The following is a 22437-nucleotide window of genomic DNA, read 5'->3' on the forward strand; positions in this document are numbered from 1 at the left end:
TTGCCCGCGAAGCCGGCGACTCGGTTTTGAGAGGAGATACTCAGCTTCTACTCGCTGCAAAACGTCTCGTGCAGATGCCGCCAGATCACCCGTCCGGATCCGGTTTTTTCGAACACCACAGTTGAACGCCGATCCGTGTGCACCCCGCTCGCATCGGTCTGCTGTTCGCGATAATTCACCGTCGCGCCGCGCTCATGCAAGGCAATCCCTTGAAGCTCGCCGAGCCCGATCCTGAACCCGCTTTTCTTGCCGCCCGCGATTTGAAACAACCCACGCAAGGCCTCGAAATCCAGCACACGCCCCAGCGGCGTCACCATGGAAAACCGTGGCGAAAAACGCGCCAGCAATCGTTCCAGCGCTGCCTCGTCTTCCTCAACGGCAAACCATCGTTCGATGGCTTCATGGGCCTGGATCACTTCGTCAAAATAGTCGGCGTAGTCAGTCATGTGGATTTTTCCTGAAGGTGAGGTGAGCGCAGAAGGGCGAGCACTTTTGTCGAATCGAAACGCAGCACGGCCGCCATCGGCAACAGCGTGAGCAGTGCAGCGGCGAGAAAGCAGTATTTGAATCCGTTGGTGCCCAAAGCGCCCAACAGAGAGCTGAGCAGTGCCGCGCCGAGGCAGAAACCGAGTTGGCGATTGATATTCCACAGGGCGCTGGAGTGGCCCATTTTTTCTGGCGTGATGCCGACAAATGCCAGGGTCTGCGCGGTGACGCTGCACAGGCTGCCACCCAGCCCCATCAGGGCATAGGCGAGGATTAACGGGCCGTTGGCAGGTTGATCGATCTGCAACAGCACGACGATGCCAAGTGATTGCAGCAGCATGCCGGCGATCAGTAACGGCTTGGGGCCGGTCCGGTTGAAGCTGCGTTTGCCAAGCATGATCGCCACGCCCGAGGCCGCCGCCCAGGCCAGCATCAACGCCCCGGTTCGCGCTGCACCGAAACCGAGGTCGTGCAGGTACAACACGGCAATCATGTTGGTGCCGGTAAAGATGCCGGGCACGAACAGGTAGATCAGCATCGCCAGGCGCAACGAAGGGTTCTTGATCAGTTGCAGATCAAGGACTGCACCCGGTTTGTTCCAGCCATCGCGCAGGTAGATCCACAAGGTGCTGATGCTGAGCAGCAGGACACCGCCCGCGAGATGTCGGGTTGCGGGCTCGCTCGCCAGACTGACGGCCATCAGCAACAGACTCAGCGCTGCCACGGCCAGCAGCAGGCCGCGAGCGTCCAGTGTCGGGCGTGCGTTTGCTGGCTGATCCGCTTTCAACCAGAGCAGGCCCAATCCGAAAGCCAAGAGCGCCACTGGCATATTCAGGTAGAAAATCCAGCGCCACGACAGCAACTCGACGATCAAACCACCCGCCGCCGGCGACAGCGCCGGCACCATCAATGCCACCAGCAAAACCACACCGGTGAAGTGCGCGCGTTGTGTCGCCGGAAACTCCCGATAGGCCAGCGCCTGACCGACCGGCAGCAACAACCCGCCACCGAGTCCTTGCAGCAGTCGCCAGCCGATCAGGCTTTCAATCGAGCTCGCCTGAGCGATAAGACCGGAGGCGATCCCGAACGCCAGCAGCGAACCGAGGATCAGCCGCCGCTCGCCCACCCGTGCAGCCAGCCACACGCTCATCGGAATGATCAGCGTCAGCCCGAGCATGTAGGCGTTGGTGATCCACGCCAGTTGCGTCACCGAGGCGTGCAACTGCGCGGCGATGTCCGGGTAGGCAATGCTCGCGGCGAACATGTTCAGCAGGTCGAGGGCGAACCCCAACAGATACACCAGCGCGACTTTCGAGCGATAGGCCATGGCAGCTTCCCTGTGATGAGGCGTGCAGGTTAGGGCGCTGGAAGCGATAGAAATACGCTGGTTTGACTGCTAGTTTGTCAAAATTATTTTGACAGGGAGCGCAGTGAACATGGTCAGCCTGGATCGATTCGACACCTTCAAAGCCGTGGTCGAGGCCGGCTCATTGACCGCCGCTGCCGACACGCTGGGGCAAACGCGGGCGGTGGTGAGCTTCAACCTCAAACGTCTTGAGGAAGAGTTGGGCGTCACCTTGCTCACCCGCAACACCCGGCAACTGGCCCTGACCGATGCCGGCGAACGCTTTTATCGGCGCTGCCTGCGCACACTGGACGAAGCACGGCTGGCCATCGAGGAAGCACGTTCGGAGCACTCGCAGCTCAAGGGCACCCTGCGCATCACCACGACCGTGGAGTTCGCGCTGGCTCAGGTGGTGCCGGCGCTGGAAGTGTTTCGGCAACAGCAGCCGCAACTGAACATTCACTTGTCCACGTCCTCGACCCACGCCGATCTGATCTCCGAACGGTTCGACATGGCGATCCGCCTGGGTCGCATGCACGACTCGAATCTGCGGGCGGTGCAGTTGTCGACGTTCGAGGTGTTTGCCGTGGCGGCACCGGGGCTGGTCGAGCGATTTGTGCCGGTCGATACGCTGGCGGTGCTTGAATCGATGCCGACGCTGGGGCATGGGCGAGTGCCGGAAATGACGGTCAGCGACCCCGCCGGCACCGAGCATGTCTATCAGCCAAAACCGGGAACCACCGCCATCGTTGCCGACAACTCCGCGACCCTGCGTGCCTTTGCACTGACCGGGCAGGGCGTGGCGATTCTGCCGCAATGGCTGATTCAGGAAGACCTCGACGCCGGGCGGTTACAGCGCTTGTTGCCGGATTACCGTTTCGCGCAGCAAGGGGTTTATGCGCTGTACCCGGACACCCGACACCTGCCACTGAAGGTGCGGGCGTTCATTGATTTCATGAAAGGGTGGGGGTGATGCTCTGCGGTGTCTGCACTGGCCCCATCGCGGGCAAACCACGCTCCCACAGGTTTAGCGGTGTGTTCAGATATCCAGTACGGCACAAAAACCTGTGGGAGCGGGCTTGCCCGCGATGGGGCTGACGCGGTTTCAGAGTTGCCCGCCCAACCCGAACCGCTTCATCAACGTCGACTCCAGCAATCCTTTCGGCAACAACGTCGCCAGCAGCGGCAACGCCCGGCTGCCATTGCCGATGCGGATCAGTCGTGGCGGTTTGCTCTGCTGCACAGCCTTGAGCAGCTCGGCGGCAAATTCGCTGGCCGGCGTCGGTTTGTCCTGCGAGGCCTTGGCCCGCGCCCGAATGCCTTCGCGCAACGGAAACCACGGCGATTGTTCGTTGATCAGCTGTTCGGCTTCATGCCCGGCATTCTTGGCGAAGCTCGATTGAATCGCCCCCGGCTGCACTTCCATCACGCGAATCCCGAAGGGCGCCAGCTCCATGCGCAATGCATCGCTCAACGCATGCACCGCCGCTTTCGAGGCGCAGTAGGCTCCAGCGAACGGCGTGACCAGCACCCCGGAAACGCTGCCGACGTTCACCACCAGGCCCTTGGCCCGACGCAGCACCGGGAACAGCGCACGGGTCACGCCGACAATTGAAAACACGTTGGTTTCGAACTGGCGCTGCATGGCCGGAACACCGCCGTCGAGCAGCGGCCCCATGGCGCCGTAACCGGCGTTGTTGATCAGCACATCGAGACCGCCGTGTTGCTGGTTGATCCGCTCGGCGAGTTGTTCCAGTGCTGTGTTGTCATTGACGTCGAGTTGCACGGCGGTGAATCCGGCAACGGCGAGTGCCGCAACATCTTCAGCCTTGCGCGCACTGGCCCAGACCTCGTAGCCGGCACTTTTGAAGGCATCGGCGAGGGCGCGGCCGATGCCGCTGGAACAACCGGTAATCAACGCAACGGGCATGGCGCATTCCTTGTGCAAACGTGTGGGGGGAGGGGATCAGTCGGAGAAACTACCCTGCAATCGCTCGGCGCGAAACTCCAGGGTTTGCGGGCGATAACCGGGACGCAACGGCGGCATCGGCAGACAGTCTTCCCAGTTGCCGCCAGCCTGCAATTCGCCGGGGCCGCGATAGCGTGGGGCGGCGTATTGATTGTCGGCCAGGTTCACGGTGTCGCCCGGTGCATACGCTGCGATGCGCCAGCGCAGTTCGGTCAGCGGCACGTCGTTGCCATTGTTCATCTTCAGCAGCAGCGGGCGGTCGGCGGGGCAGTGTTCGGGGGCATAGACGATGCGCAGTTCAAGCCGTGCCAGTTGCTTGACCTCGCGGTTGTCCAGCCACACCACCCACATTGCCACCAGCCCAAGGCCGACGGCGGCGGCCATGGATACCGGCAAGGCTTTGGCCGGGTAGCGCAACAACAGGATCAGCCAGGTGATGACCAGCAAGACGCCGATGAACATGTTCGAACGCTCCTTGAACTCGTGATGACCATCCTACCGAAGGGGCGCGGGAATGGACATTCACGGATTGAGCGTAGGTGCCGTCGGTCGGTACTGTAGTTTCTGACAGTAGCCGAAACAGCACCGAGCTTGCTCAGATGCCAGAGGCACAACGAACGCCGTTCGCGCGGGGAGCGCGCTCTATGAGCTTGCACATCAATACACCGAGGATGTCAGCGTTCGATCCGCGCGGTTTACCGGTCCGCACGGTCGATTACTGTCGAACCGTCGAGGGCGGACCTGTCGAGCCCCGGATCAACCGCATCCTGAATGATTCGGCGCAGCGTGCGGTGAAGCTGTGGGATCCGCGGCTTTGGCTGTCACAAACCGGCGACCCGCTGACGCCGGCCAACCTGATACAGAAGTTTACCCTCGACGCCAGGGTGATTCGTTCAGACAGCGTCGATGCCGGTACGCAAATCGATTTGAAGGGGCTCGCCGCACAAACGGTGTTCAGCTGGGACAGCCGTCAGATGCGACGCGAGATCGAACACGACTCCTTGCTGCGCCCCGTCGCGATATTCGAGCAAGGGGCGAGCGAGCCACGGCATTGCGTCGAACGCTTGACCTACGGTCATCCCGGCAGCGGGGATCGGTCGCGAAACCAGTTCGGTCAGCTGATTCGTCATGACCATCCGGCGGGCAGCGTGCTGTTCAATGCCTTTGCAATCATCGGCCCCTGCACCGAGGACACCCGCCACTTCACTCTGGAGCCGCTGACACCCGACTGGCCGGAGCAGGAGGCGGATCGTGCACGGCTGTTGGAACCCGGCGGCGGTGCGACATCGCGGTGGCGCTATGGTGCGCTCGGCGACGTACTGGAGCAGACGGACGCCCGAGACAACCGGCATACACTCGCACTTACCATCGATGGCCGCTTGCGCGAGCGCCGCTTGCAGTTGAAGGGGGAGACTGAGCAGACCCTGGTTACTGATATTCACTACAAAGCGTTTGGCAGCATCGAGCAGGAAGCCACCGGCAACGGTGTACAAACCACACTGACCTATCGCCCCGAGGACGGGCGCCTGATGGTTCGCCGTGCTGAAGATGCTGACGGTCGAGTGTTGCAACACCTGATTTATCGTTATGACCGGGTGGGCAATGTCTTGAGCATCGAAGACAAGTCTTTGCCGATCCGTTACTTCGGGAATCAGCGAATCAATCCGGTCAGTCGCTTTGTCTATGACAGTCTTTACCAATTGATCGGGGCGTCCGGCTGGGAAGCCGGCGCTGTCAATCAGGGTCCGCAGTCGGTGGGGCGCGTCAATCCGGCGGCGCTCAGCAACTATCAGCAGACTTACGAATATGATCCCGGCGGCAACCTGCGCAGGCTGACTCATGTCGGCGCACAAAGTCATGGGCGCAAACTGCAACCGGCGAGTTACAGCAATCGTGCTCTGCCTTACGGGCACGCACCTCCCGACGACGCTCAAATCGAAGCCGCCTATGACCGCAGAGGCAACCTGTTGCAGCTGGAGCCGGGGCGGATACTGAGCTGGAACCTGCGCAACCAACTGCAATCAGTCAGCCCGGTGGAGCGCGCTTCCGGTGCCAATGACAGCGAGACCTATCTCTACGATGGTGGTCACCAGCGGGTTCGCAAGATCCGCCTGTTACAGGCCAGTACACGCACCGTGGTTGCCGAGGTGTGCTATTTGCCCGGGTTGGAACTGCGTACCGATAACGGGATCGGTGAACGGTTGCAAGTCATCACTGCCGAGGGCGGGCTGAACAATATTCGAGTATTGCATTGGGAGAGCCCTCCGCCTTCGGGGATCAACGATCGGTATCGATATGCCTGTTCGGATCACCTGGGATCAGTCAGCCTGGAGTCGGACGATCGTGGCGCAGTGATCAGTCAGGAGTTATTTCACCCGTTCGGTACAACGGCCTGGCAAAACGGTGAATTCGAATATAAATACGTACGTTACTCGGGCAAGGAGCACGATGCGACCGGTCTTTACGATTACGGCTTCCGCTACTACATCCCGTGGTTGCAACGTTGGGCAAGCACCGATCCTGGCGGATATTCGGATGGGCTGAATATTTACCGGATGGTTCGCAACAATCCGCTCACGATGAGAGACGCGCTGGGGCTGCAAGCCGAGACCGGAACCTACGAAGCGGACGTGGGCATTCGAGTGAGATTGGCGTTCAAGCTGCTTTCCTCCCAAGCACATGTGTCCAGGCTTGAGCCGGGAGGAGTGGAATACAGCAAGTCTGCTGATTTCAAACTGGTTGAAGTCGGCGAGGGCCCGGATTTTTCAGTGAGCAAGCGCGAGCTGTCGAGTCATCTGAGGATGTACCGGCGCCAGTACCGTGAGATGTACCACGACTCTATGCGGCGAGAAATGCAGAACACAAATATCAGCGCGGAACAAAATTTTGAATTGGGAAAAGAGATCGCCGAGATCACATCCTCGTCCCTCAAGTATTCAAGCGAACCACGTGTATCGGAGGAAAAAACGGTCACCAAGCACTACTTCGCATTGGTCAATCGCGACGATGTTGAAAAGAAGGGCCAGGATAAAGTGATTTATGGCATCGCTGAGTTGAGTGTCTCGTCAACAAAGGACGGAGAAAGCACGGTTCATGTGAGCAACATACTTGCGCACCCACTGACACAGCCGGGCGTGGATAAGTTCCTGGGTGAATCGGTCGAGGCCACCGAGGCCATCCAACCTTTCAAATTGCGTGGTATTGGGACCTACCTGACCGTCAAGTCGTTGGCCAGGATGGTGAGCACGCACAACGTTCAGAAAGTCAGGACGGCCGCGGTCAATCCGCGATCAGCGGCTATCGCCAAAAGACTGGGAGCCAGAAAAGTGGCGTAAAAAAGCCCCCGCCCAACCGCTGCGGATAGGGGACGCAGCGGGCTGGACGGGGGCTTCTTATCACGGGGCGATCACTGCGCGATGGTTTTCACCGACACGCCGCGTTCGATCGGGGTGGAGCGACCGTAGATATCTTCAAAGCGCTCGATATCGTCTTCGCCCAGGTACGAGCCCGACTGCACTTCGATGATTTCCAGCGGGATCTTGCCCGGGTTACGCAGGCGATGGACCGAGGCGATCGGGATGTAGGTCGACTGGTTCTCGCAGAGCAGAAACACGTTCTCGTCGCAGGTCACTTCGGCGGTGCCGCTGACCACGATCCAGTGTTCGGCGCGGTGGTGGTGCATCTGCAGTGACAGGCAGGCACCCGGCTTGACCGAGATGTGCTTGACCTGGAAGCGACCGCCCATGTCCACCGAGTCGTAGGAGCCCCACGGACGGTAGACCTCGCAGTGGTTCTGGGTTTCGCTACGGCCCTGCTCGTTGAGCGTGTTGACCATCTGCTTGACGCCTTGGACCTTGTCCTTGTGGGCGATCATCATCGCGTCCTTGGTTTCGACCACCACGATGTTTTCCAGGCCGATCACCGACACCAGTTTGCCGTTGCCGTGGATCATGCAGTTCTTGCTGTCCTGGATCACCACATCGCCTTTGCTGACGTTGCCGTTTGCGTCCTTCTCGTTGACTTCCCACAGCGACGACCAGCAACCGACATCGCTCCAGCCGGCGGTCAGCGGCACCACGCAGGCGCGCTGGGTCTTTTCCATCACGGAATAGTCGATGGAGTTGTCCGGGCAGCAGGCGAAGGTGGCTTCGTCGAAGGTGATGGTGTCGTTGTCCTGGGCGCTGCGTTCGAGGGTCAGCAGGCAGGTGTCGTAGATGTCCGGATCGTGTTTTTTCAGTTCTTCGAGGAAGCGGCTGGCGCGGAACAGAAACATGCCGCTGTTCCAGTAGTAACCGCCGGACTCGACGTACTCGGTGGCGCGTTTGACGTCGGGTTTTTCCACGAAGTGCGAGACGCGGCTGACGCCTTCCGGCAGCAGCGAATCGCCGGTGGATTTGATGTAGCCGTAACCGGTTTCCGGTTTGGTGGCCGGTACGCCGAACAGCACCATCTCGCCGTTCTCTGCCGCCACAGTGGCCAGGGCCAGCGCACGTTGCAGGGCTTTCTGGTCTTCGAGGACGTGGTCGGCCGGCAGCACCAGCATCAGTTCGTCGCGACCTTCATTGACCAGCATCATCGCGGTCAGCGCCACGGCCGGCGCGGTGTTGCGACCGAACGGTTCCATCAGGATGCGCTGGCATTCCAGGTTCCGGTTGCTCAGCTGCTCGTTGACGATGAAGCGGTGATCCTTGTTGCAGACCACGATCGGAGTGTCCATGCCTTCGAACACCAGACGCTCGAGGGTTTGCTGGAACAGCGTGTGTTCGCCGGTCAGGGCGAGAAATTGCTTAGGGAACTGCTTACGCGAAAGCGGCCAAAGACGTGAACCGCTACCACCTGACAAGATCACCGGAATCATATTGTTTACTCCATAAAATCGATTGGTTAGAGGCACGAACGCTGTGTCGTTTCACTCTTGCTTTTGTCTCGTATCCGAACTCTTGCCTCGGTCCCTGTGGGAGCCTGGCTTGCCAGCGATGGCATCACCTCGGTATGTCTGCAGAACCGAGTTGTCTGCATCGCTGGCAAGCCAGCTCCCACAGGGAGCGGGGGCGGTTCGGGAAAATTTGTTAGCGGGTCGACACCGGGCGTTTCACCCAGACCGGCGACAGGTTGCTGCCGTTGCCGGTGACGTACAGCACTGCGGCTTCACCGCGCTCCAGGGCGACCGGTTTCACGTCGCCGACCTTCTTGTCGCCTTCGTACAGCGCGAGGCTGACTTTCACCGGGTTGATTTCGCGCTCGCCACGGCCCTTGGCGGCCACGTTCGGCACCACGTCGGTCTTGCCGTCGGCGGTCTTCAGGGTCAGCGGCTTGTCGCTGAGGTTCTGCACGCGCACCAGGGATTTCTGCTTGTTCTTGAACGGCGGTTCTTCGATCAGTTGTGGCGCGCCGGACGCGTTGTTGACCAGGGTGTAGTAGTGATCACCGGCGAGTTTCACCGGCAGGGTCTGGCTGCCGACCTTGGCGCTGTAGTCGCCGCCCGGCATGAAGCTGAAGTCGCTGCTGGCCAGCGGCGCGACGTCGCTCAGATTGGTGCTGCCGACGGTGGCGCTGACTTCAGCGTTGCTGGCGTTGTAGACGCGCACAAAGGTCGAGCCTTTTGGTGCAGTCGGGCCGTACAGCGCGGCGTCGCCACCGGCGAAGGCCTGGACCGACAGCACGCTCAGACCCGCCACCAGAGCAATGCGTTTTGCGAGACGACGAGGAGTTGTAGTGAAAGTCATGGTGTACCTCTCTTTCAGTTTTGCGCCCGATCGGGCGTCTCGGATTTAGTGTTGATTGCTACGTTTTGTTGGCGCGCGCCGGCTTGTTTAAGCTCTGCGACCCACTGCGGGTCGGCGTCGCCGATTTCGTTGTTCACAGGCAGATATCGTTCAGGAAACTCCCAGATCAGCACCTGTGGCGGGCTGTTCTTGAAGTCGTCGCTTTTCAGGTAGCTGAGCATCGGCAGGATCGGGCCGTGGCCGTCCTCGGCGTAGTTGACGACGTCGCTGTGCAGCGCTTGCTTGAGCGCACCGACGAAGTTCCAGTTGGGGTTGGCGCTGTAGCTGGTGCCGATCAGCGCGACCGGCACTTCGCTGTTGGCGAACAGCGCGTCGTCACCGGCAGGCTGCTCGGCGGCGGCCACGGTATTGCGCTTTTGCAGCGGCTCTTGCGCCGGCATCAGGTTTTCGAACAGCGGATCCAGCGGCAGGAACAGACGCAGGTCGCCTTTGTGCGTGACCTTCTCGGCTGGCGTGGTGACGAAGCGCTGCGGCTCGCCGCTGAGCGGGAACTTGTCGGCGATGGTTCTGGCCAGGGTGTTGGCGGCGATTTCCGCGCCTTCCGGGGTCCAGTGGGTGTCGGTGCGCAGGAACACTTGCTGACCGTTCTGCTTGGCAGCTTGCAGCGGGCCGAGCAGGTCGGGGGCGAGGATCTTGTCCGCCGCGACACGGGCATGGAAGTCCTGATAGAGGTTGGCGTGGATGCTCGCCGGTTTCACTTCACCCAGGTGTTCCGGGTACAGGCGAACCTTGGCCGGCACGATCGCCATCACCAGTTTCACGCCTTTCTCTTTCAGGGTCTGGCGCACGCCTTCGACCAGCGCGTAGTTGCCTTGCAGGTTCAGCTCTTCGTTGACGATCGGGTTGAATTCCTCATCGCTGTACAACCACTGATCGCGACCGAGCACCACGCCCGGACGACCTTCGTTGAACAGTTTGAAATCCAGCGCGGCCCAGAGGTTGGTGCCCAGGCGTTTGATCGGGAATTCGTCGTCGTAGTGGGTTTCCACGGCTTTGGTCCAGCGGCCGTTGAGCACCGTCGCGTCCGCGTTGGTGCTGAAGCCGAAGAAGCTGCGCACCGACCACAGACCGAGCACCAGCAGGGTCACCAGAAACAGCGCGATGTAGAAGATGCGTAATGAGCGGGTCATGTCAGATCCCTCAGAACTGGAAGTAAAGGAACGGCGAGAAGCTTTGCGCCGAGAGTTTGAGAATCGAGGCGATGAACAGCAGCAGGATCAGCCCGCGCATCACGTAGCGCGACCAGTCCGCCGTCCAGTACGCCGGTTGCACCTGGGCGTCGACGCCGACGGTGTAGCCAGGCTCGTGGATGCTCGCCGGGTTTTCGCCAGGCGCTGCCTTGATCAGGCCTGGAGTCGCCGTGGCTGGGCCGTTGGCCTCGACGTTGACCTCAGGTTTGGTTTTGGCCGGAGGCTGGTTGGTGTACAGATCACGCAGGCCGAAGAACGCCAGCGTCATGTAAGCCACCACCAGAGTTGCCACTTGCAGGCCGGTGAGGCTGGCCTGGTTGAGTTCCGACAGCGACCAGTCGCCGAAGCTGAACATCGCGCCGTACATGCGGCCGGCAACGTGCAGGTTCTCGGCGCGGAAGATCACCCAGCCCATGACCACCAGCAGGAAGGTCAGCGCCCAGCGGATCGGGTTGAGGCTGCGCGGCGAGGTATTCAGGCCCAGCGCCTTTTCAATCGCCAGCCACATGCCGTGCCACGCACCCCAGACGATGTAGGTGATGTTCGCACCGTGCCACAGACCACCGAGCAGCATGGTCAGGAACAGGTTGCGATAGGTCATCAGCGTGCCTTTGCGGTTGCCGCCGAGGGTGATGTACAGGTAGTCACGCAGCCAGGTCGACAGGCTGATGTGCCAGCGGCGCCAGAACTCGGTGATCGATTGGCTGATGTACGGCTGCTTGAAGTTTTCCATGAAGCGGAAACCCATCATCAGACCCAGGCCGATGGCCATGTCGCTGTAGCCGGAGAAGTCGAAATACAGCTGCGCGGTGTAGGCCAGCGCGCCGAGCCAGGCATCACCCGTGGTCGGGTTTTGCAGGGCGAAGCAATGGTCGGCGACCACGGCGAGGGTGTCGGCGATGAACACCTTCTTGATGAAACCCTGCATGAACCGCGTGCAACCTTCGGAGAACTTGTCGAGGGTGTGGGTGCGGTTGTTGAACTGGTCGGCCAGGTCGCGGAAACGCAGCACCGGGCCGGCGATCAGGTGCGGGAAGATCGCCACGAACGCCGCGAAGTCGATCAGGTTGCGGGTGGCCGGGGTATCGCCGCGGTAGACGTCGATGATGTAGCTGATCGACTCGAAGATGTAGAACGAGATACCGATCGGCAGCAGCACGTGGGTCAGGATGAACGGCTCGAGACCGACCGACGTCATCATCGCGTTGATGCTGTCGACGCCGAAGTTGGCGTACTTGAAGTAGCCGAGGATGCACAGGTCCACCGCCACGCCGAGCAGCAGCCAGCGCTGGGCCGGTTTGGTGCGCACGCCGGCGGCGCCGACTTTCAGGCCGATCCAGTAGTTCCAAAGGGTGACGCCGGCGAACAGCGCCAGGAAGTCCACCCGCCACCACGCGTAGAACACGTAGCTGGCGATCAGCAGCAGCAGGTTGCGATAGCGTTGCCCGCTCAGGTAGTACAAGCCGAGAAAGATCGGCAAGAACAGAAACAGGAACACGTTGGATGAAAATACCATCCCGATCTCTCCATGTTTGAACCAACAGTCAAGGGCCAAAGCCCCCCCAAACCCCCCGCTGAAAACTGGAGAGCTAACTCACACATCTCAAACCTGACACTTAACCTGTGGGAGCGAGCTTGCTCGCGAAAGCGGTGTGCCAGACGACATCATTTTTGAATGTCAGATCCTCTTCGCGAGCAAGCTCGCTCCCACAGGGTTTATCAGTGTCCTCAGGAACCTTTGTTGCCCTTTTCGTGGGACGGGTCATAGACCTTGGTCAGGTCGCCGCCGAGGCGGAAGGTCTTGAATGGCTGCATGCCGTGCTTCTTCTCGATCACATCCGGCGAACAGGTGTAGAGGGTGCAGAACGGTTCGAGCCAGGCGAATTTCATGTCCTCTTTCAGATCGGTCATGTCCTGCTCTTTGCCGTTCTTCTTCTCGAAGTCTTCGGGGTCTTTCACCCCGGCCAGCACCCGGTCACCCAGACGTTTCAGCGCGCCGTTGTTTTCCTGACGCAGATCCACACCGTTGACCTGGGCGAAACTGGCGATCATCGCCAGCGGCGGCAGGGCGTAGTTGTGATAGGCGAGGGCGCGTTGCTGGCGCTTGAGTTCGTTCGGCAGGTAGCCGTCGGCATCGACCTGATTGACCCCGACCTTGTATTCCTTGACCGCCCAATCGAACAGGTCGCGGCGGTTGGTGGCGACCGATGTCGCCATCACCGACCAGGCGGCCCAGTACGAGTGGTTGTTGGTTTTTTCCAGCGGCAGGTTGTCCCAGTCGCTGACCACCTGATCGGCCATCTTGCTGAACCAGGCTTCGATCAACTGCGCTTCCTGCTGGTGCTGGGCCAGCGGATGGGAGTCGGAGAACTTCAGTCGGATGTACGAAGAGGCCATGCTGCCCAGCGCCCATTTGCGCATCGACTTGCCGGTGTGGTTGAAGTCCTTTGACATCAACGCATCGGCCTTGGCCCACGCCGTCAACCAGTTGAGTGTGCAATCGAGCTGTTCCGGACGACCGTCGCGCATGAACTGCATCACCCGCTTGGCGGTGCCGCGTTCCAGGGTGGTGATGTCTTTGGTGGTGTCGCGAAAGGCTTTTTCCGACTGCACGTTCAGCGTCGCGCGAGCCTTGTCCGAGCCTTCGTATTTGCTGCGAAATTGCAGCGGCCCGGTGTACGGCGCCGGCATCGCATCGCAGCCTTCGCTCTTGTCGCCGGTCTTGAATTTATCCACAGGCGCAAAGTAGCCCTGAGGGGGACGCAGTGGCGCGGCGGCCTGAGTGCCCCCGGCGAACATCGCCAGGCTCAGCAGCGTTGGTGCCAGTAAGGATTTCAGTTTCGGGTTTCGCATAGCAGACCTCATTGCCCGACCTGAGCGGTTTGTTGCCCAGCGCCCGGGAATACGTTGCGTTTGCAGATTTTCGCTTCGACTTTCTGTGGCGCGGTGCCCGCTTCCGGGCCCTGGACTTCGACAGCCAGCAGGTTTTGCGAGGCCCAGTCTTCGTCCGTGCGCAGCTCAAAGGCGAAACGACCGTCGGTGTCGGAGGTTTCCGGTTTCTCGATCTTGATGTCCTCGTGGCGACCGTTCATGTACCAGAGGGTGGCTTGCAGGGTTTTCACCGAGGTGTCGGCGAAGCGGATGTCGACCTGATGGCTGCTGTTCTGCAGGTTCAGGTTCTTGCTGTTGACCAGCAGTTCTTGTTTGCCGCCCGGCTTGAGCGTGGTGCTCGCGGACATTTGCGCGTCTTTGCCTTCGCAGCCGTTGTCGAGCAGGGACATCATCTGGCGATAGATGGTTTCCTGGTCGAGGCGGTACAGCGGCGAGAATTCCCAGATGAGGATTTTCGGCGGGGTCTTCTGGAATTCGTCGCTGCCCAGGTACTGCAACATCGAACCTTCCAGACCGCCGCCGGGGAAGGCGACGTTGAGAATGTCGGCGCCGATGGCTTCTTCGAGGAACCCGGCGAAGTTGTAGTTCTTGCCGCTGTGCGAAGTACCCACGAGAGTGATCTGCGGATTGCCGGAATCACCGAACAGATCGCCGTCGCCGGCCTCGCCTTTCGGTTCAGTGGTGAACTGGTCCATGTACTGGATCGCGTAACTGGTGCCGCACAGTTGTCCGGCCATGTTGTGCAGGGTGCCGGTCTTGCCCATGCGTCCGGAGCGTTTGGTTTCGAACTCACGCTTGGGAATGTCGGCGAAGGCCGGGATCTGCTTGACCTGCTCGGCGACGATTTTCGCCGTGCGCTGGGCACCGTATGGCGTCCAGTGCTGGTCGCCACGGAAGTAGAAATCGTGGGCGGGCAGGGTGTCCGGCAGCGATTCGTTGGTCAGCGGCGACAGGTCCGGCACCACGTAACCCATCTTCGCGAAACGGCCGAGCATGGTCTTGTAATTGCCCAGCGCTTTCTCGTAGTCGAACGCGGCTTTTTCTGCCGGGTTGAGCTTGTTGCGGTTCACCAGGCCACGGGTCGGCTGGTAGACGATCACCAGTTCGACGCCTTTGGCCTTGAACGCATCGTGCAGCTGTTGCAGGCGTTTGTAGCCGGCCGGGGTGGTGTTGAACTCGGTGCGCAAATCCTCCTGGGTCCGGAACAACCAGTCGCCCTGCGCCTGCACCAGAGTGGTGAAGTTCTGCTGGTAGCGAGTGGTGTAGTTCTTCGCGTCGTGGGCGGCCGGGCACAGGCTGCAGCAAGGTTCGGCCGTGAATTTCGGCGGCTGGACTTCATCGGCGCGGGCGCCGTTGCTGGCCGCCAGAATGCCCACGGTCAGGGCCGACAGGCTGAGTAATTTGATCAAGTGTGGGTGCATAAAATTGTCCTCAGTCCCGCAGTTCGGTCTGGCGTTCGACAGGGTCGATCAGCACGGCTTTCTGCTGGCGCACCAGCAGGTCGAGAATTTCATCCTGGCGCTCGCCGAGGATGCCGTTGAAGCTGATGCCGCTGGATTTGGTCGGCGCCAGCATCGACACGCGATACAGCTCGACACTCAGGGGCGAATCGATCGACAGCGGGCCGCTGCCGTTGGCCGCCAGTTCACCGCCGACGACGATCAGCGAAACCTGGGCGTCGAACGGGTCGAGCTTGATGTCGCGGTCGGTGTCGGTCAGGTCCTTGATGTGCCCGTAGACGCCGGTCAGGCCGTTGGCCATGGCGACGTTTTCGTAGAGGCGGATGTTCACGCTGTTACGAATGCGGATGCCGTGGCGCTTGTTGCTGATGACCTTGTTGCCCCACAGCAGGTTGTCGGCGGACTCGTAGAGGGTGATGCCGTCGGTGTGGTTCTTGTAGATCTCGTTGTAGGCGATCAGGTTGTTCACGCTGTTACGGTCGATCACCAGCCCCGAGAGGTGGTTGTCGTAGCTTTTGTTGTTGAAGATGAAGCTGTCGTTGACCTCACGGGAAATGATGATCCCGTGCTTCTTCTTCGTGCCGTACACCGTGTTCTCGGCAATGATCAGACCGTGGGAACGGTCGTGCGGGTCGATGCCGTAGACGATGTTGTCCTTGTAGGTGTTGCCCTTGACCACGAAGTCGCGGGTCTCGTAGCAGTAGAAGCCATACCACATGTCCGAGAACTCGGAGCCGACGATCCAGCCGGTCGGCTCGGGACGCTTGAGCACCTTGGCCATGTTCGGCGTGTACTGGGAAATACTCACCCCGTACGACTTACTGTTGGCGTAGCCGAAGCTGGCCATCTTGCTGTTGACGATGTAGGTCTCGGTGCCGCCCCAGGCCAGCAGGAAAGGGCGGAATTCCTTCGGCGACCGGAAGGTTGCCGGGCCGTTTTCCTTCTCGCGCCAGCCAGTGATTTTGGTGTCACGCACGAACAACTGACCGTCGTTGACCAGGAACGAACCGGCCTCCTGGGACAGGCGCAACTCCTGGGTCTGGCCGTCGATTTCGAGGATGCCCTTGCGGCCCACCACGATCGGCAACTTGGCCAGATACACGCCCGGCGAGGTTTCGCTGAAGTACTGTTTCGGCAGTTTCTGCGCCAGTTCTTTCAGGTTCATGTAGCCGTCGTCGACGAAGATCGCCTGCGGGATGCCGTGCTGACGCACCACCCATTCGGCCATCTTGTTGTCGCCGCCGATGAAGTCCTTCAGGGCGTCTTCCTGCATCATCCGGCGCACGCTGATCTTGCCCGGTTTGCTGCGCACGATTTTCGCGGCGGCGGCTTCGGCGGTGTAGCCGGAGAGGTCGGGCAGTTTCGGCTTGGCCAGTTCCAGCGCTTCGGTCGGCGCGCTGCTGACGGTGTAGGTCTTGGCCTGTTGCAGCTCCTTGGCGGTGGTCACAGCCTTGGCCGGTTCCACACTGGCGAAGGCGCCGGCCGAAGCCAGCAGCATCGCGCCGGCCAGCAGGCTGAGTGAGCCTTTGCGGGCACTGTTCATGTCGGGCACTCCCTTGGCGGTTTGCATCAGAAGCGCCAGATCACGTCGATGAACGCGCGGTGCATGTACGAATCGACCTGGCTGCCATAGGCGTCACCCGGCTTGAACACGCCGCCACGGAAGCGCACCAGCGCCGAAGGCTCGTCGATCGACTGGCTCAGCGCCGCCGGCAGCAAGCCTTGCTTGAAGTACTTGGTGACCACCAGATCCATTTCCTGGCCCAGATCCTTGTTGCCGTCCTGCAATGGCAGGGAGGTGCTGGAAAGGATCGCGCCGGTGACGTCGTCGGTGTTGTTTTCCACGGCGTTGATGCCGTTGCTGCCCACCGGCTTGTTGCCGTCCACACGCCAGAACTTGTGGTAGATCAGGCTGGCGTCGTACTGGTCATTGAGCATCCACGAACCGAACAGGGTGGCGGTCTGCATGTTGTTCATTTCGCCACGGAAGGCCTCGCCGAAACGGTGAACCCGCGAGCGAGTACCGGTGTAGTTCGAGCGGTTGCTTTCCAGGCCGTTCTGTTCGTAATCGGCGCTGGCGCGGGCATACGCTGCACCGACCTGCCATTGCGGATCGAGGCGCAGACGCACACCAATGTCGGTGGCCCAGCCGTCGACGTTGTCGCTGCGCTTGGCCTGGGCCGGGCGGGTGCCGTCGGCGTTGAGGGCGTTGACCGTATCGCGGTCGCCGCTCATGCCGGTGATGCTGCCCCAGTAGTTGACGGTGTTGGTGTTACGCCAGTTGTAGGCGTCGCTGTCGGCGGTCAGGCCGAGCCAGCTGATGTCGCCGTTCTCTTTCTTGTCCAGCGAGTCGCCAGCCACGCCCGGCTCCGGATAGTCGAGCTTGCCGTCGTCGTGAGTGTGGTGACCGCGAATGCCGACCCAGTTGCCCGGCGTCCACTGATACGCAGCATCGGCGTAGGCGTGCAGGCGATCCTTGTCTTTCGGCGCCAGCTCCTTGAGGTCGGTGCGGTATTCGCTGAAGCGTTCGGCCACACCGGCGTTGGCGCGCAGCAGAGTGGTGTCGAAAGTCCAGTTCAGGGCTTCGATGTTGGTGTCGCGCCACTGGCCGTCGTCGTTGCGCAGGCGCTGGCGACCGAACTTGAGGATCTCGCCGGGGTAAGGCGTCAGGCCGCTGTAGCCGACCCAGAACTCGCGCATCGCCAGGTAGTTTTTCTTGGTCTTGCGGTCGCCGTTGTCGGTGGTCTGGGTGCCTTCGCTGTCGGACTGCTGCAGGGTGTCGGTCTCGATGATGTCGGTCGAGGTCACAGCCTGGCCCATGGCGTAGGCGCTCCAGGCGCCGCTTTCGCCGTAGACCCACGGACGCAGATCGAGGCCGACGCCGTTGACGTCGCCGCCGCTGGCGGTGCCGAGGTCGCGGTCGTCTTCGGACTGGCCGGTGATTTTCACTTCGAGGCCGAAGTTCTTCGATTCAGTCATCGCGGCCAGGGTCGGGCAAGACCAGATCAGCGCGAACGTGAGGCCAATGCCGGCCTTCACAAAGGGATTCAATTTCATAATTTTTCCTCGCCGTCTTCTTCTTGCAGGGCGTGCAGTTGCAGCGTGTTCTGGCTCAGGGCGCCACGGGTCGCCTGTTCCTGTTGCAGCAGGCGCTGGGCTTCGGCCAGACGCTCGGGCGGCAGTTGCGCGGCGAGGGTGGTCGCCAGCTCATCGGCTTGCGGGGTGTTTTGCGCCTTGGCCAACTGACTGAACACGTAGGCATTGAGCGGGTCGGGCTTGGTGCCCTTGCCTTGGGAAAACAGCTGGGCGATGGCGAAGTCGGCGCTGTTCTGGCCGTTGCGCGCAGCGGTCAGCAGATGGTCGAGGGCCTTCTGCGGATAGACCTTGCCCAGGTAGCCACGGCGGTAGATCTGGCCGAGGTAGTAGTCGGCGGCGACTTCGCGGCCGACGGCTTTCTGGAAATGTTCCTCGGCGACTTTCGCGTCGGCCGGGACCAGTTTGCCTTCGTAGTAGAGTTTGCCCAGCAACAGTTCGGCGCGCGGCTGGTCGGCGGCTCGGCCGTTGTCCAGGTACTGCATCATCTGGTCGGTGTCGCCCAGTTCCGGGAAATCGTAGAGCAGTTGCGCGAGGGTGACCCATGACGCCGGGTAGCCCGGAGCGATCGGCTCGAGCAGCGACTGCGCGGTTTTTTCGTCGGTCTTGCCCAGGGTCGAATCGGCCAGCACACGGGCCACCGAATCCACCCGCTGAGCGCTGACGGTGCCGCGGCTGTAGCCGGCCTGCATTTGTTTGATCAGCTCGGCCTGTTGCTCCGGCGCGCCACGTTTCTGATAAACCGTGGCCAGCTCGACGTAGCAGATGTCGGTGGTGTTGATCGCGGCCTTGCAGATTTTTTCCACGTCATCCAGATGCTGGTCATACGTGCCCTGGGTGCGATACAGCAGTACCTGCGCCAGACCTGCTTCCGGGTAACCGGATTTGCGCCATTGGTCGATCTGCTGCTGAGCGTTGATGTTCGGGAAGCTGTGCGGGAATTGCAGGTACAGCATCGCGAGCGGGATCAGCGTGTTGCCTTCGCCACTGGCGGCGGCTTTCTTCAGCAGGCTTTCGGCTTCCTGATGCTCGGCCTCGGTGGCGCCGGGCTTGGCCACCAGCAAGCGGCCGAGTCGGGCCTGGGCACGCGGCGAAACACTGGCGGCGGCGCGGTAGGTGGCTTCGGCCTGTTTCATCTGTTCCGGATCGCGGCTGTCGACCTGGATGTCGGCAAGGCCTACCTGGGCTTCGCTGTATCCCAGATCGGCCAGCGCACGGTAGTTTTGCGCGGCGGTCGCGGTGTCACCGCGCTTGAGCGCTTCGTTGGCCAGACGCTGGTCGGGGAGGCCAGCGCAACCGGCCAGACTCACTGCCAATGCCAATGCGCACAATGAACCCATGTGGGAGCGAGCTTGCTCGCGAAAGCGGTGTGTCAGTCGGCACTGAGGCTGAATGTCAGAATGCATTCGCGAGCAAGCTCGCTCCCACAGGGTTTGTGGTGTGCTCGAGATGGGTGGAGTAGTCACGGGCATGTCCTCGACTTAAAGACCGGCAGCCATGGCTTTGTCGATCAGCCAGTTCAGGTTCGGACCACGGTCGCTGTTCACTTCCACCGGGCGGCCGGCGAAACTGCTGTCCAGCGGTTCGTCAGGCTGGATCTGCACGCGGATGTCGGAGGACAGGTCGGCGCTTTTCAGGCTGGTGCTGCTGACGATCTTGCCGGTGCGGGTCTTGTCTTCGCCGGCGATCTGGAAGCTCACGGGGGTACCCGGACGCACGTCGCCGAACTGGCGATAGGAGAAGCGTGCATCAACGGTGGCCTGGGTGTTGCGCGGTACCAGCGAGAAGATCACATCACCTTTGCTCGCGTATTGACCGTCGGCCACCAGTTGCTGGGCCACGGTGCAATCGCAGGGCGAGGTCAGGGTGCCGGTCATTTGCTTGCCGAACAGTTCTTCAACTTTGGCCGGCTGCAGTTGATCTTCATCCAGATGGCCCTTGAGCACGTCGAGCATGCTGGTGCTGAAAGTCGCCAGTGGTGCGCCCTTGGCGGCGACGCCGTCGGATTTCACCAGGCTCTGCACGGTGCCGTCGCGCGGCATGGTGATGTTCATGCCCGGCACGCTGACGAGGCCAGCCTGTGCATGGCTGACGAAGTACATGCTGTACACCGATTTGAAAATGAACCCCGCTGCGACCAGACCGACTGCGAAGACACCGGCGCTGAACGTCACCGCTTTCAGACGCCCGAACGGGGTCATGCCGGAGCCGCCGTCCTTGACCTTGCGTGCCTTGGTGAAGTTGTCGCGCTGCAGGGTCGCCAGCACTTCGCCGATGCTGACGATGTCGCCGGCCAGGTGCGAAGTGATCAGGTGGCGCAGGGTGGAAATGTCCTGCTGTTCGAGGTTCTGGAACTGGCACCCGGCGCGACCGGTCTGGCGGTCGAAGGAGCGCACCTGCAGCTCCACGTCCATGGCCAGGCCGAGGTTGTCGATGACGAATTGCAGGCGCGCCTTGTACACCTCGCCGACGGTCAGCGGCAGTTGCCCGGCGTTGAACGCCAGACCGCCGGCGGACAGGTCGATGACCCGCGCTTCAACCGGTGTCCGGTCGGGGCCGAAGAAGCGCAGTTTGGCCGGGATTTTCACGCGGGCGTGTTGGCGCTGGGCTTCGGATTCATGCACTACGTTGACGTTGACGGCGGTATTCATAGGGGCGATTTCCTTGTTAATTCAATAGGGGCGGGTCAGACCATCATCAGCAGCACGGCGACGAAAATGCTGCCGGCGGAGAAGGTCATGGTCCGAGACGACCAGGTGTTGAACCAACGTTGAAAGCTGGCGAGATCACGGGTCAGGGAAGTGGGTTGGCGAGTCCAGGATTGTTGGTCGAGGCGGAAGAACACGTAGATCTTCACCAGCGCGCCGACGATCTGGTTGTAATAGAGAATCGCCGGGTAAGCCGGACCGATCCGGTGGCCCGAACACGACAGCAGCAGCGTCAGAATCAGCCGGGTGATGCCGATCCACAGCAGGTAAACCAGGATGAACGCGGTGCCGTACTTGAAGCTGGCGATAATGGCCACGGTCAGGCCGAGCAAGGATGTCCACATCGAAACGCGCTGGTCGAACAGCACCACCGAGGTGAAGGCGCCGAGGCGTTTCACGCCCAGGCCCAGGGCCCGGGAGTTCTGCCGCAGGTTGTTGCCGTACCAGCGGAACATCAGTTTGCGGCTGGCCTTGATGAAGCGCTTTTCCGGCGGGTGTTCAACGGTGTTGATCGCCGCGTCCGGCACGTAGAAGGTGTCGTAGCCCAGGCGCATCAGGCTGAACCAGCTCGACTTGTCGTCGCCGGTCAGGAACTTGAAACGGCCCAGACGCCAGTGTTGCAGCGAGTCGCTTTCGACGTCGGCGATGAATTCCGGGTTGGTGACCACGGTGGCGCGGAACACCGACATGCGACCGGTCATGGTCAGCACGCGCTTGGACAGGGCCATCGAGCACATGTTGATGTGGCGCTGGGCGAAACGCAGCTTGTGCCATTCGCTCATGATGTAGCCGCCGCGCACTTCGCAGAACTCGTTGGTGGTCAGGCCGCCGACGTTGCCGAACAGCTGGAACCACGGCACGGTCTTGCGCACGGTGCCTTCGCCGAGCACGGTATCGCCGTCGATCACGGCTACCACGGCGCGGTCGTCCGGCAGGTGGCGGGAGATCGCGCGGAAACCGAACGCCAGGCCATCGCGCTTGCCGGTGCCGGGGATGCGCACGAAGTCGAGCTTCACGCGTTCTGGCGGATTCATCCGCGCCCACAGCGCCTTGACCAGCAGCTCATCGGACATTTCGACGATCGAGCAGACCACGGTGGTCGGCAGTTCGCAGTCGATGGCTTCGCGGATCACCGAGCTGTAGACCTGCGCGGTGGTCAACGCGTCGATGCGAAAACTGGTGACCATCAGAAACACATGCGACGGGTCCGCCGCTTTACCCAGCTTGCGAACCTTGCGGCGCAGGTGCGGGTAGACGATGTAGAGAAAGATCATGCCGCGCACAAAGTGTGTGGCACCCATCGAGTAGCGCCAGATACCCACGGCGCCAATCAGGAAAATGAAGTCCTTCGACTCGGAGTCGAACGTGGACGTGGGCAGCATCAGGGCCAGGCCCATCAGCAGGCTCAGAAACAAAAGCCAGCCGGCGGATTGCAGAAAAAAATGTTTGAGCTTGGACATGACCGTCATCCGAAGGTGATGGGGGCTTCAAGCCGCCCGCCGATTCAC

At 61.2% G+C, this 22437-nt stretch carries 17 protein-coding genes; 2 read left to right on the forward strand and 15 right to left on the reverse strand.

Annotation, left to right across the window (positions count from 1 at the left end; all coding sequences use genetic code 11):
- Positions 1-47 precede the first annotated feature (47 nt).
- Together IHQ43_RS05035 and IHQ43_RS05040 are read right to left on the reverse strand one after the other, a co-directional pair.
- Positions 48-446: a DUF4440 domain-containing protein gene (locus tag IHQ43_RS05035; protein WP_192563590.1), complete on the reverse strand. Its 399-nt coding sequence runs from the start codon at positions 444-446 to the stop codon at positions 48-50.
- Entirely contained in the window at positions 443-1813 is a 1371-nt protein-coding gene (locus IHQ43_RS05040; RefSeq protein WP_192563591.1) for an MFS transporter, read from the reverse strand. Before IHQ43_RS05040 ends, IHQ43_RS05035 begins: the two co-directional genes overlap by 4 nt.
- A 109-nt stretch (positions 1814-1922) precedes the next feature.
- Here IHQ43_RS05040 and IHQ43_RS05045 point away from each other — a divergent pair, with 109 nt between their 5' ends.
- Positions 1923-2804, forward strand: coding sequence for a LysR family transcriptional regulator (locus IHQ43_RS05045; RefSeq protein WP_192563592.1), 882 nt, complete (start codon positions 1923-1925; stop codon positions 2802-2804).
- A 132-nt stretch (positions 2805-2936) separates the two neighbouring features.
- Here the strand turns inward: IHQ43_RS05045 and IHQ43_RS05050 are convergent, their stop codons facing one another.
- Both IHQ43_RS05050 and IHQ43_RS05055 read right to left on the reverse strand, forming a co-directional pair.
- Entirely contained in the window at positions 2937-3761 is an 825-nt protein-coding gene (locus tag IHQ43_RS05050) for an SDR family oxidoreductase (RefSeq protein WP_192563593.1), read from the reverse strand.
- Between the two features lie 36 nt (positions 3762-3797).
- A complete protein-coding gene (locus tag IHQ43_RS05055) occupies positions 3798-4262 on the reverse strand; it encodes a multidrug transporter (protein ID WP_085690590.1) in 465 nt (154 codons plus the stop codon).
- A gap of 182 nt (positions 4263-4444) precedes the next feature.
- Between IHQ43_RS05055 and IHQ43_RS05060 the strand changes: the two genes are divergently transcribed.
- On the forward strand, positions 4445-7135 hold the full coding sequence (locus tag IHQ43_RS05060; RefSeq protein ID WP_192563594.1) for an RHS repeat domain-containing protein: 2691 nt from the start codon (positions 4445-4447) through the stop codon (positions 7133-7135).
- 71 nt (positions 7136-7206) lie between these two features.
- Here the strand turns inward: IHQ43_RS05060 and IHQ43_RS05065 are convergent, their stop codons facing one another.
- From IHQ43_RS05065 to alg8, 11 genes are all read right to left on the reverse strand, one after another.
- Positions 7207-8658 (reverse strand): mannose-1-phosphate guanylyltransferase/mannose-6-phosphate isomerase, encoded by a 1452-nt coding sequence (locus IHQ43_RS05065; RefSeq protein WP_179692576.1) that lies wholly within the window; start codon positions 8656-8658, stop codon positions 7207-7209.
- A 211-nt stretch (positions 8659-8869) separates the two neighbouring features.
- Entirely contained in the window at positions 8870-9526 is a 657-nt protein-coding gene (locus tag IHQ43_RS05070; protein ID WP_085711707.1) for an alginate O-acetyltransferase AlgF, read from the reverse strand.
- 14 nt (positions 9527-9540) lie between these two features.
- A complete protein-coding gene (locus IHQ43_RS05075) occupies positions 9541-10716 on the reverse strand; it encodes an alginate O-acetyltransferase (RefSeq protein ID WP_192563595.1) in 1176 nt (391 codons plus the stop codon).
- Positions 10717-10726: 10 nt separating this feature from the next.
- Positions 10727-12292: an MBOAT family O-acyltransferase gene (locus IHQ43_RS05080; RefSeq protein ID WP_192563596.1), complete on the reverse strand. Its 1566-nt coding sequence runs from the start codon at positions 12290-12292 to the stop codon at positions 10727-10729.
- A gap of 212 nt (positions 12293-12504) precedes the next feature.
- Positions 12505-13629, reverse strand: a complete 1125-nt coding sequence (locus tag IHQ43_RS05085) for a mannuronate-specific alginate lyase (RefSeq protein ID WP_192563597.1) — start codon at positions 13627-13629, stop codon at positions 12505-12507.
- An 8-nt stretch (positions 13630-13637) separates the two neighbouring features.
- Complete coding sequence (locus IHQ43_RS05090; RefSeq protein ID WP_192563598.1) at positions 13638-15089, reverse strand: alginate O-acetyltransferase; 1452 nt, start codon at positions 15087-15089, stop codon at positions 13638-13640.
- Between the two features lie 10 nt (positions 15090-15099).
- Positions 15100-16671, reverse strand: coding sequence for a mannuronan 5-epimerase AlgG (algG, locus tag IHQ43_RS05095; RefSeq protein WP_192563599.1), 1572 nt, complete (start codon positions 16669-16671; stop codon positions 15100-15102).
- Positions 16672-16697: 26 nt separating this feature from the next.
- Complete coding sequence (locus IHQ43_RS05100) at positions 16698-18185, reverse strand: alginate export family protein (RefSeq protein ID WP_085608137.1); 1488 nt, start codon at positions 18183-18185, stop codon at positions 16698-16700.
- Entirely contained in the window at positions 18182-19693 is a 1512-nt protein-coding gene (gene algK / locus IHQ43_RS05105) for an alginate biosynthesis TPR repeat lipoprotein AlgK (protein ID WP_425220292.1), read from the reverse strand. Before algK ends, IHQ43_RS05100 begins: the two co-directional genes overlap by 4 nt.
- Positions 19694-19702: 9 nt before the next feature.
- Entirely contained in the window at positions 19703-20872 is a 1170-nt protein-coding gene (locus IHQ43_RS05110) for an alginate biosynthesis protein Alg44 (protein ID WP_192563601.1), read from the reverse strand.
- 35 nt (positions 20873-20907) lie between these two features.
- The gene (gene alg8 / locus IHQ43_RS05115) at positions 20908-22389 is read right to left on the reverse strand and encodes a mannuronan synthase (protein WP_192563602.1); all 1482 of its coding nucleotides are present in this window, start codon (positions 22387-22389) and stop codon (positions 20908-20910) included.
- Between the last annotated feature and the right edge of the window lie 48 nt (positions 22390-22437).

This window comes from Pseudomonas gozinkensis (genome assembly GCF_014863585.1).
Classification (GTDB): domain Bacteria; phylum Pseudomonadota; class Gammaproteobacteria; order Pseudomonadales; family Pseudomonadaceae; genus Aquipseudomonas; species Aquipseudomonas gozinkensis.

Coding starts and splice junctions, on each gene's coding strand:
- IHQ43_RS05035 (WP_192563590.1), bottom strand. CDS start 446: ATGACTGACTACGCCGACTATTTTGACGAAGTGATCCAGGCCCATGAA.
- IHQ43_RS05040 (WP_192563591.1), bottom strand. CDS start 1,813: ATGGCCTATCGCTCGAAAGTCGCGCTGGTGTATCTGTTGGGGTTCGCC.
- IHQ43_RS05045 (WP_192563592.1), top strand. CDS start 1,923: ATGGTCAGCCTGGATCGATTCGACACCTTCAAAGCCGTGGTCGAGGCC.
- IHQ43_RS05050 (WP_192563593.1), bottom strand. CDS start 3,761: ATGCCCGTTGCGTTGATTACCGGTTGTTCCAGCGGCATCGGCCGCGCC.
- IHQ43_RS05055 (WP_085690590.1), bottom strand. CDS start 4,262: ATGTTCATCGGCGTCTTGCTGGTCATCACCTGGCTGATCCTGTTGTTG.
- IHQ43_RS05060 (WP_192563594.1), top strand. CDS start 4,445: ATGAGCTTGCACATCAATACACCGAGGATGTCAGCGTTCGATCCGCGC.
- IHQ43_RS05065 (WP_179692576.1), bottom strand. CDS start 8,658: ATGATTCCGGTGATCTTGTCAGGTGGTAGCGGTTCACGTCTTTGGCCG.
- IHQ43_RS05070 (WP_085711707.1), bottom strand. CDS start 9,526: ATGACTTTCACTACAACTCCTCGTCGTCTCGCAAAACGCATTGCTCTG.
- IHQ43_RS05075 (WP_192563595.1), bottom strand. CDS start 10,716: ATGACCCGCTCATTACGCATCTTCTACATCGCGCTGTTTCTGGTGACC.
- IHQ43_RS05080 (WP_192563596.1), bottom strand. CDS start 12,292: ATGGTATTTTCATCCAACGTGTTCCTGTTTCTGTTCTTGCCGATCTTT.
- IHQ43_RS05085 (WP_192563597.1), bottom strand. CDS start 13,629: ATGCGAAACCCGAAACTGAAATCCTTACTGGCACCAACGCTGCTGAGC.
- IHQ43_RS05090 (WP_192563598.1), bottom strand. CDS start 15,089: ATGCACCCACACTTGATCAAATTACTCAGCCTGTCGGCCCTGACCGTG.
- algG (WP_192563599.1), bottom strand. CDS start 16,671: ATGAACAGTGCCCGCAAAGGCTCACTCAGCCTGCTGGCCGGCGCGATG.
- IHQ43_RS05100 (WP_085608137.1), bottom strand. CDS start 18,185: ATGAAATTGAATCCCTTTGTGAAGGCCGGCATTGGCCTCACGTTCGCG.
- algK (WP_425220292.1), bottom strand. CDS start 19,693: ATGCCCGTGACTACTCCACCCATCTCGAGCACACCACAAACCCTGTGG.
- IHQ43_RS05110 (WP_192563601.1), bottom strand. CDS start 20,872: ATGAATACCGCCGTCAACGTCAACGTAGTGCATGAATCCGAAGCCCAG.
- alg8 (WP_192563602.1), bottom strand. CDS start 22,389: ATGTCCAAGCTCAAACATTTTTTTCTGCAATCCGCCGGCTGGCTTTTG.